Origin of the sequence: Kistimonas scapharcae, from assembly GCF_039540975.1 — a bacterium.
GTDB lineage: Bacteria > Pseudomonadota > Gammaproteobacteria > Pseudomonadales > Endozoicomonadaceae > Kistimonas > Kistimonas scapharcae.
The window spans coordinates 1-10324 of the sequence record NZ_BAABFL010000370.1 but is presented as its reverse complement, the minus strand read 5'-3'; the positions used below and the strand labels follow the sequence as shown (position 1 = coordinate 10324).

6 protein-coding genes are annotated in these 10324 nt (G+C 47.9%); 3 read left to right on the top strand and 3 right to left on the bottom strand.

Annotation, left to right across the window (positions count from 1 at the left end; translation table 11 throughout):
- Nucleotides 1–64: 64 nt before the first annotated feature.
- The 3 genes from ABD892_RS13405 to ABD892_RS13395 all read right to left on the bottom strand — a co-directional run bounded on the left by ABD892_RS13405 (nt 65) and on the right by ABD892_RS13395 (nt 6460).
- Entirely contained in the window at nt 65–1168 is a 1104-nt protein-coding gene (locus ABD892_RS13405) for a TerB family tellurite resistance protein (RefSeq protein ID WP_345196282.1), read from the bottom strand.
- 31 nt (nt 1169–1199) lie between these two features.
- A complete protein-coding gene (locus tag ABD892_RS13400; protein ID WP_345196281.1) occupies nt 1200–2756 on the bottom strand; it encodes a dynamin family protein in 1557 nt (518 codons plus the stop codon).
- A gap of 128 nt (nt 2757–2884) precedes the next feature.
- On the bottom strand, nt 2885–6460 hold the full coding sequence (locus ABD892_RS13395) for a patatin-like phospholipase family protein (RefSeq protein ID WP_345196280.1): 3576 nt from the start codon (nt 6458–6460) through the stop codon (nt 2885–2887).
- A gap of 714 nt (nt 6461–7174) precedes the next feature.
- On the opposite strand from ABD892_RS13395, the gene ABD892_RS13390 reads away from it, so the two are divergent.
- The 3 genes from ABD892_RS13390 (at nt 7175) to ABD892_RS13380 (ending at nt 10269) form a co-directional block, all read left to right on the top strand.
- Nucleotides 7175–8377 (top strand): GAF domain-containing sensor histidine kinase, encoded by a 1203-nt coding sequence (locus ABD892_RS13390; protein WP_345196278.1) that lies wholly within the window; start codon nt 7175–7177, stop codon nt 8375–8377.
- A 481-nt stretch (nt 8378–8858) separates the two neighbouring features.
- The gene (locus tag ABD892_RS13385) at nt 8859–9746 is read left to right on the top strand and encodes a transporter substrate-binding domain-containing protein (protein WP_345196277.1); all 888 of its coding nucleotides are present in this window, start codon (nt 8859–8861) and stop codon (nt 9744–9746) included.
- A gap of 97 nt (nt 9747–9843) precedes the next feature.
- On the top strand, nt 9844–10269 hold the full coding sequence (locus ABD892_RS13380) for a transporter substrate-binding domain-containing protein (protein ID WP_345196276.1): 426 nt from the start codon (nt 9844–9846) through the stop codon (nt 10267–10269).
- The last annotated feature ends 55 nt before the right edge of the window (nt 10270–10324 follow it).

Sequence of the window (10324 nt, the reverse complement as noted above, 5' to 3'; positions counted from 1 at the left end):
TACGATAATCTGATTAGATTATCATCTCACACAGGTCATTTTGGATCGGTGAAAGGTGGACATTTTAAATCGGTGCTGACACCCCTCTCAAACATTCTGATTCTATGCACTTAAATTCATCATCATTCACATCAGAAGCCATAGGAAAACAAACAAAATCGTCTTGTAACTCTTTAAATCTCTTACCGTAACCAATTGAATTAGGACAAATAGGATTACAAAAAACAAAAAAGTCAACAAAGACTTTAGCCGGCAAATCAGCCAATTCATCAGATTTTTCCGGCGCTACTGAAAAGCTCTGGCTGACAGGATCAAACCTGATATCACTCTCACTTAAATCAATATAAACTTCATTAGCGGTGCCGGTATCGGATCGACCTATAGCCGACTTTTTATACACATTATTATTGTTAACCCTTAACTCGTCACGATCCAGCATTGACTGAACATAAGGAAGAATAATGCCATACGTAGCTGTAAACCCAACAAAATCTTTAGTAATTTCCGTCTGTTCAGGAAGACAATCTGTATTGGTATATGTAAGAGGGATCCATTCCATATTCAGATCAGAATATAACCTTTCTTTAAGGCGATCTTGTCTTAGCTTTTCCGTCTTTTTCAGGAGGTCGTCCAAATCTACTTCATAATACTCAAGCAAATGCTGAAAATGCCGGGGGTTCAAAAGGTGGGAGCTGAAGTAGAGACTGCTTTCTGTCCAGTTTTTATTCTTGATATGACAGAACAAATCAAAAATATCCCGCTGAGTGCCTTTCAGTACTTCCAGTTGCTCAGCAATCTTATCAATCACTGCCCGCTCTTTGTCCTGCAGCAGACCATCCCGCATCCCCATCATGTAGGCATCAAAGAGGAACAGTTGCGCCAGCGGTTTACGACGGAATGTTCTGAAAAACGCCTGAATAGTATCCTTGTCTGGCGCTTGGCCAAAGCCCACAACATCATTCAAACAAGACTCATCCAGGTCAAATGACTTGACCAGAATCCGGATATACTCCTTTTCACCCTCATCTATATCCGCATCAGCGTTCATGACCAGCGACAGACCATTGAGATAGAGCAGGCGCTCTTCCAATGGTAACGCTTTCGCCGGGTGATTGGCGAAGGAGTTGGCCTCTTTAGTGGCTTCATGGATCAATTCCAGAATATCCATTTTTACTTCCTTGAAATTTCGTGACTACTGCCTACGCTGGAATAGGCATATTCAGATGCACCAAGCATTTGTTATTGCTGGTGATCTGCAATTCAACGGGTGTACCGGGGATAAATGCTTCGGTAAGGGGTGTGGTACCCAAAACCGTTCTGGCATGCTGGCGGGTGATAATAATATCAAGATTTAGCTCAGACTCAAAGCTCACCCCTACCGGACTGATTGTTTTCACCTGTGCAGGTAACCGTTTAAGGTCAGCATATCCCGTCAATTGACGCTTCTCGCCCTGTAACAAAGCCGTAAAAGAAAGGGGCTGCCACTGCTGCTCATCGCTTTGCTTCCGATATTCAGTCAACTGTTGCAGTTTGGGTTGGTGATCAATCGCCAGTTCCAAAATGACCATCAGGCTTTCCAGCGTTTCCAGAAGCGCCCTCAGGCAGCTGTGAGCACTCTGCTCGGACTGGGTGAGCCTGTCCAGCTCACGCTTCGTCTTCTGCTGCATGTCCTGCAGATGGGTCTGTTGCTCTGCAGACAATTGATTGTCAAACAGCAGCTCATTCATTGTGCCCAGTGTTAATTTTCGACTCTGCTTACTGGTCTGAATATCGCTAACATACTGGCTGACCTGCTGGGCCACCTGTACATAGAGTGCAGTGCCGGGCTTGTGACAATTAATGGCATCCAGTAAATCGGACAATACCCTGCCACTGTCTGACACTTCCTCCCCAGTCTGGGCTGAATAGCCAATCACATCTAAATAAGGCAGTTCGGCCCGCTCCAGGTCACGACGAGCTGTGTTAATCACCTCCCGTATCTGTGTTTCCAGCTTTTTATCAGCCTTGCTGAAGATAAACAGGACTGGCTGTCGGGACTCCAGGCTGGCAATAAACTCCATATCCTGCTTGGGTATGGTTCCGTTTTGTATATCTACCAGCCAAATCAGGTAATCAGCCGTTCGCAGTTGCTGGCGAGCAATAGTTTCATCAGTGTTGCCACCACGATGCACCACATTGTCCGCCTTGCTGTAACCCGGCGTATCAAGAAAGGCTAAAGACGAATAGTTCAGAGACTGCCGCTCAATGGAAACAAGCTGCAACAAGTGACTGAAAGTCACACCAAAACGGTCATTGAAAGCATGACAGATTGCACCGAGCGCTTCTTCATCTATCTCCGTCTTTTTGCCATAGCGGTTCAGGGCCGTGATCCGATCCTGCCTGCCCTGGCTGATATAGGTTGGGATCGACGTAGTGGGTGTCGTATCCGTAGGTAACAGTGATGGACACCCCAGCACCGAATTAAGGAATCGGGATTTACCCGCGCTGAATGCACCACCTACAGCCACGGTGTAGCACCGCTCCAGCAATGGGAAACTGGCAATTTCCGTTAGCCTCTCCCTTAACTGCTGCATTCTGTGGTAAAAGCCGGTTCCTGCGACAAGATCCGTGTCTTCTACCAGGGTCAGTAATTCATTGTTGATCAATTCACCAATACGCTCCAAATGTTCCTGGTGCGGTTCACGGCGGTCACACTGGGCAATCAGCTGGGCGCACAGACCTAACCCGGCTGTCGGATCACCAAGGTATCGGTTCACGTCATTCCTTTCGACAGGGTCGCATACCTGCTCACACAATTTTTGATGTTCCGTTGAGGGTTCAACCGGCAGGTGGCTACTCATTAGCTCTTCAATGTTCAAATCCGTGATACTCCAAAACAAACACGTTAATTCACTACCGTGGCATTCAGTCCGGATGCCATATCCTTCAGCCGGGCCTGCTTCTCCGACAGCTGCAGCTTTACGGACTGCCGTTGTTCTACGGTTGCCTGTAACTCCTGACGCAAAGCCTGCAACTGTTGCTCATTGCTCTGACGCTCACTTTCCAATGCCTGCATGAGATGCTGAGACAATTGTGTCACTGCCCGGTTTAACTCAGTATCCAGCAAGGAAGAGACTCTCTGCAGAGTCTCTGGAATGACCCTGTTATTAATGGTCTGTCGGATCATCTGCTCCCGCTCTTCGGCATTATCCTTTCTGCCGAACAATCCACTGGCAATACCCGCAATTAATGCGCCTACAGGACCGGTGAACAACATAGCGATACCCGCGCCGATACCCGCAAAGGTCATGGAGAACTGTTCTTTCTCTTCAGCTGGAATGCTCAGGGTCATCGTAAAGTCACCTTCTGCGACTGCGAATGATTCCAGCTTTCCCTGTAGATGATCGACCTCCTGCTGGATCAGCTGCTGGAGTCTGCCCTGAACGACGGGCCTGACACACTCCTGAATGGCCTGACTTAACTGTCCTGATCTGGCTGCCTGAGTCAACGTTCCATGGGCACTGTCCAACGTCCGCCGAGCTTCTGCAAGCAGTTCCTCCTTACCGATGCTGCACAGGTTGTATCGCAGTTCGGACAAATCCCTCTCAATTTGCTGACGAACACGCTGCACTGCTGTTTCTGCAGCGTCAACCTGATGCTTCAGCTCAGGATCATCACAATTCAAACCGTGGATATTCCTGGCAATATGTTGCAGGGCTATTCCAATACAATCTTCAATGGCCTGCCCATACCTTGCAGCCAGCAAATGTTCTTTGTTTATAACAGCCTGATCCAGTTGCTCCTCAAAAGCCTGAATACTGCCATCTTGATCCAATGCTTCAATGGCCTCTGGTACCTGGTCGGACAGGCCCCGCTCAGCAAGAGTGCTGGCCAATTCTTGCTGTAACTCGGTGAGATTTGAGGGAGGAATACGCCCTGCCTTTGAGATCAGGAAGGCAATATCCTTTTGATAGTCAAAATGGATCTCTTCCAGTTGGCGTATCACTGAATCATCAAAGGCAATATTCGAGGGCATCAGGTTGATAAAGAAGTCACCACGCCCCAAATACCAGGCAATAGCTTTTTGATGACTTTCGTTTTTAGCGTCAAAGCCCGGCATATCGACAAGTACCAGGTCAGGTCGATACTTCAGCTTCGGAACAGACAAAAATAACTGGATGAACGTCAGACTCTCATCTACCTCAAGCTCGCGCAGGGCGTCCAGAGGCTTCTCGACAGAGTGACCATCCAGATAGTTGAGCACCATATATTCTCGTTCACCATAGGATATCTCTGTCGCAATGGAGGTCGCCGCTTCTATGTCGCTATCCAGAAGAGTCCGACCCAGAAACCGATTAATCAAGGCACTTTTGCCAGCAGAGAATTTCCCAGTCACCGGCACGATCACCTTGAAGTGCTTAATCTTGTCAGTCAGATAAGTGAGCGTTTGCTGAAAGGCACGGCTCATTTTTAACGATTCTGCTACAAGATTGAGCTCAGCAAGAATCTCTAGATAGCGCTCTGATGGCAATCGGCTTTCAGACTCTACAAATTCCGCAGGTTTTCTTCGGTCATTGCGTCGTAATGAATACAGTAGTTCCAGCCCCAGCTGCAAACCTGTCACTTGGGTGTCAGCGGGTAGAGATAATTCCGGGGCGCTTTTGCACAGGTACGGGAAGCTATCACTCTCAAGAGACACCTGCAAACCTTTCAGCAACCCGTGAAAACCACCTCTGTCTACCACCGGAAAGATGTGTTCCACACACAGCGGCTGGGCAAACACCTGAGCTTTTTCCCTGTTAAAAATCTGCTGTGGTTGAACTTCTGCATCAGCCAACTGCAAATCACTGAGTGCGCTTTTAAAACGGTTAATGTCAGGATCTGACCAGCTACGGCCACTGGCCTCGTAAAAACTGGCTGTAGCATAGAGAAGATTGTCCAGAAGCTGACGTCCTGGTAAATTGCGAATCTCGTGATACCAGTCATCCAGCGCCTGCTTTCGTTGAATATGATCCAGTCGCTGTTCAAGATGCAGGAAACGCTGCGTGGTATCTTCAGCCAGAGACTGAATGCTGTTCGCAAATAGCTGAAATGTCTCTATATTGCGCTGTTCCTGACTTTGCACTGCTCCATAGAGCATGTTGACATGCCCCATCAGATAATTGGTCTTGTTCGCCAGGGTAACCATGGCCTCCATGGACAACATCTGTTTGTGGTTCAGTTTCTGAATCAGGGACTGGGTGGCATACAGGCTGGCATGGGTCGCACTGTTTACCTCCGCCTGTTGCTGCCAATTGCTACCGGTGAGCGTGCCCAGAATGCGTCCGATAAAACCCTGTTCCTGCTGGCTGTTAATTCGACCTTCTGTGGAAGCAAGCGCCGTAATCGCGCTAAAAGCTTCTTCCAGTAATTCGTCAGTATTCCCCCGCATCTCATCAATCAACTGATCCAGCTTGCCATCAATCAGTTGCCGTTCCTGCTGTTCCAGGTGCGTTGCCAGCTGATTCATTACTTCCTGGTAATTGACGGGCTCACCTGAGTCTGAGCGTAACTGCTGATTTAGAGTGATCTGATCAGTAAACTCCTGGTGGCCGTCAGCAAACTCGCAAACTGCATCCAGATAACGTTCCTCATCTTCCAGATATGCACTAAAGCGTTTTAACGTGGCCGCAGTATCCTGGTAACCCAGCTCGATGAGCTGACGGGCATTTTCCGGGGTGAAATTCAGGGCACTGATCAGACCGTCAAATTGTTCTGACGGGATAATATTCCAGAATCGTGTCTCGGGATAATCCTTCTGTACTGATGCGACTTCCGGAGAGCGACCCAGATAGATATTAATAATATGGGTACACCCTTCTTTTTCGATCAGTGGCTGAAAGGGCGTATTATTGCTGAATTTACCGGGTACAACGCCACCATCCCAGTAATTCTTACCCTGAATGGTCACTGGACTGAAAATCCCCGGAATAGCTGAGGATGCCTGCAACCAGAGAGCTACCTCGGACTCTGGAGCGTTATTAAGTAAAGGTAATTCCAGTTGGAAACCGTTCTGCCGTAATGCACAGACGTAAAAAGGAACCGATGATTCGGCTACTCGCCTGCAGGCTCCACTGCCAGCAATGAGGCTCTTCAATCCATCCTGGGAAAACCAGCCTCTGCCTTTAAAAAACTGTGCCACCTGCAGAATAGCTTTGCCCTGAAACCCCGGAATAGCATAGGTTGCCGCCATTACAGCTACTTTTTGTGCGAAGTTTTCAATGTCAAACTGCAGAATCTTGTCGGTAGCAATATCAAGCCATAGCTGCTCAGCAAGTTCCAGATTTCCCTGTATAAACAAAGCACCGTTCAGAGCACCTACCGATGTACCTGAAACCGCCTGAATGTTCTGATCCAGACCAAACTCACGTAGCGCCTTCCAAACCCCAATGGCGTATGCACCTTTACCGCCGCCGCCCGAAAATACAATGCCTGTTTTCACCATGAGTCCAGATGCCCTGTTATCCATACATTTCTTGTGGCAGGAGTGTATAGACGTAGAGAGTTGTGGTTTTTGACCCAGATTAAGGTGCTATACACTTGTACAGGCTTCAAGCACGACAAATATACCTATTCCCAAAACACTCCATAATGAAAGCCCACAAAAACGCCATATCTCATTGATTTTTATAGACTTAATGATTTGCCGACTTATTGCACGACTTTCTCATTGGATCAGGAAATTCATTTACCAACTAAATACTCGCCACAAAATTCAAACAAGTGTTCGATTCCTCTGTTTTTCAGTAGGTTAGGGAAAGACTCATTTACCGACACAATTGCCTATGTCACACCACGACCAATCAGATAACGCTATTGCTTAATAACTGATCCGCTTCACATTTGCAGTCAATACCCAATCAGGGCAACCGGATTTCAGTGATTCTTGTCCAAGGGGCAGTATTGCCCCTTCAAAACGGGATCATGGGGATAAACACCATCATCTGATCGACGAATAAAACCACCCGATATAAACAAAGCTCAGCCTACACATATTTCGAATAAAAATATTTTTCTGATGATGACGATAACAGGGTAAGCGCGTTCTCAGTGCACTAGCGGCACACCGTTTGTCTAAGCTAAATAAAGAGTCATGGAAATAGCGGGTGTGGCGCGGTCAGCAGACAAGCGTTGACTGGCCGGAACAGGGTAGTTTATGAGCAGTGCACGTACTCCCGAAAATGAAAATGAACGCCTGAGTACATTACTTGAGCTTGAGATTCTCGACACCCTGGAAGAGCAGGCGTATGACGACCTGACAGAGTTGGCGGCACATATTTGCGGGACACCCATTGCCCTGGTGAGTCTGGTCGACAGGGATCGGCAGTGGTTCAAATACCATCATGGCCTTGAGGCCAGGGAAACCCCCAGGGAGTATGCCTTCTGTGCTCACGCCATATTGCAGGATGAAGCACTGGTCGTCCCAGACTCGGAACAAGACCCTCGATTTTGTGATAACCCCCTTGTAACCGGCGATCCCCATGTCAAATTCTATGCCGGCATGCCACTGATACTGAACAACAGTATGCCGGTTGGTACCCTGTGTGTTATCGATCATCACCCCCGGGAACTGTCGAATATCCAGCAATCCGCTTTGGAAGCCCTGGCCAGGCAGGTCGTCAGCCAGTTGGAACTTCGCCTGAAGGTCAAGGCATTGCAGGCGTTGGACAACACCAAGGACAACTTCATTTCCCTGGTATCCCATGAGCTGCGAACACCACTGACGTCCATCAAGGGGTCATTGAGCCTTCTGGTGCATAACATGGCAGACAAAATGCAACAGGATGCAAATAGTGTTGCCGGTATTGCCTTAAGGAACAGCGACCGCCTGCTCATGATCGTCAATGATATCCTCGATGCCTCCAGGATTGACGCAGGCAGGCTGGATATGACCCTTGCACCTTGTCATCTGCTGGTTCTGGCTGAAGAAGCGGTCGAGTTGAACCAGTCCTATGCCAGAGAATGCCACTGTCAGGTGCAACTGGTTTCAGCAATAGAGCAGAACGACATCACGGTGAATGTCGACAAGGGACGTTTTATGCAGGTGATGAGCAACCTGATCTCCAACGCGGCCAAATTCACGCGTAACAGTGGGGATGTCATTGTCTCCATTGAAAGTGATGGCAACACCGTCTGTGTCTCGGTCACCGACCAGGGGGTTGGAATCAAGCTGGAAGACCAGGCTAACATCTTCAAGCGCTTTCCCGGCATCTCCAGCGAAGCCAATGGAAAGCTGCCCGGTACTGGCCTTGGCTTGAATATCTGCAAATCCATCATTGAACAGATGAACGGCACAATCGGTTTTGAATCATCACCCGGCAAAGGCAGCCGTTTTTATTTTACGCTTCCTCAACAATAAAGTGATAGTGCGACTATTTCACCCGTGTTAACCCGATATTAATTACAGGAATCATTGTTTATTCAATGCACAAACGCTTCTCGATTTAATTCTTTAATCTAAAAACACATGGATAACTTTTAACAAAACACAGAATTCAAGAAAAACACCTTTATAGGCCTTTCCAGATAATAGAGATTGAGCTTGCCTGGCAAGCTTGTGAAATTTGTGAGTACGAAAGTCTATCAAGTGAATCCGTTTGAGGCTGACACCCAGCAATATTTATCTTCAATAAGCAGGCTGTCTAGACACTAGCCCCATTCACCACCATTTCACATATAAATCATATGGTTATCGAAAATACAGCGATACCAATCACATATTAAGAAACCCCTTAATGGCCGATAAAACGGATAGTAACTGTTACTTACAGGTCGACAAGATAACAATGTCTTTTTCGCGGAACCTCTTCATTATACTGGCCTTGATGCATTTCCCTGTTTTGGCAGAGACACCCCAAACTCAGCCATATCCCAGCGATCAAGCCATCACCCCAACGACGCCACTGAGCCTGACACCATCAGAACAGCAATATCTGCAGCAAAAAAAGCGTATTCACATGTGTGTCGACCCGGCCTGGTTACCACTGGAGCAAATCAACGACGCTGGGCAGCATGAGGGCATTGTCGCCGACTACATCAACCTGCTGAAATCGCGTACAGCCCTCAACATTGTGTTATATCCCACCATAAAATGGAGTGATTCAGTTCAGGCTGCCAAAGATCGCCAGTGTGACATCTTTTCTGCGGTAGCGGTTACCCCCAGCCGTCGCGAGTATATGCGTTTTTCTCCACCCTACCTGATGCTGGAAGTTGGCATTTTCGGCCATACCCACAAACCCATGATCAAGGATGTCGAAACCATTTTTTCCAGCAAGGTCGGTATTGTGTCAGGTTATGCCACAGAGGAGATTATCAGGAACCGCTACCCGAATGCAGTGTTGCAATCCATCAAAACGCCACAGGATGGTTTGTTGAAACTGGTCAACGGGGAACTGGATTACTTCATCGATTTTATTGTGCCTTCCAGCTACTACCTAAAAGAGATGTCACTATCTGATATCAAGGTATTAGGTAAAACCAGTCTTAAGCTGCCGCTCAGCATCGCCAGTCGCAGTGATGAGCCTCTGCTGGCAGATATTCTCACCAAAGCGCAAATGGCAATTAGCCAACACGAGGTCGAGGTCATCACCCGGCACTGGATGGAGCGAAAGTCTCAGCATGCATGGAATGGCGTGGCCATCGTCATCATTGTTGTCATGGTCAGCCTGTTTATTACATTGTTTATCTTCTGGCAACGCATGAGTGTCAGACACGTGCAAGAGAAATAAACAGCAACCAAAGCGCCATTGCTCAGCACTATAACGAGAAGAAAACCACAGGCCGGCTGATAGTACGGCATATCTTCAACCATGAAATGGAAAGTTCATGTCATACGCCAACCTCTTTATTGCCTGCCTGGTTTTATTTATCAGCCCGAAAGGTTCTGCCAACCCTGAGGGCATACCTTCAGCTCCAGAGCAACCTCATGGTCTGAAAGAGACGACCTTCCATCTGACTCAGGAAGAACAAACCTACCTGCAGAAAAAAAAGCAGATTCGTCTATGCGTTGACCCCCACTGGCTGCCGATGGAAGGGATCAATGACGCCGGGGAATTTGAAGGGTTTGTTGCTGATTACATCGCGCTGCTTCAGGCCAAAACAGGGCTCAACATCGAACTCTATCCAACCAGAACCTGGGCTGATTCCCTGAAAGCCGCCAGAAACCGGGATTGCGACATCCTCTCCTCCCCCATTACCCCGGCCAGAAAGGAATTCATGCTGTTTACCCTTAACTCCCGCTTAACGATCTGAAGAAGTAAGGCTAAATTGAATGAAGAGAGCGTCCCCTGTGCTCTTCAGGCAAAAT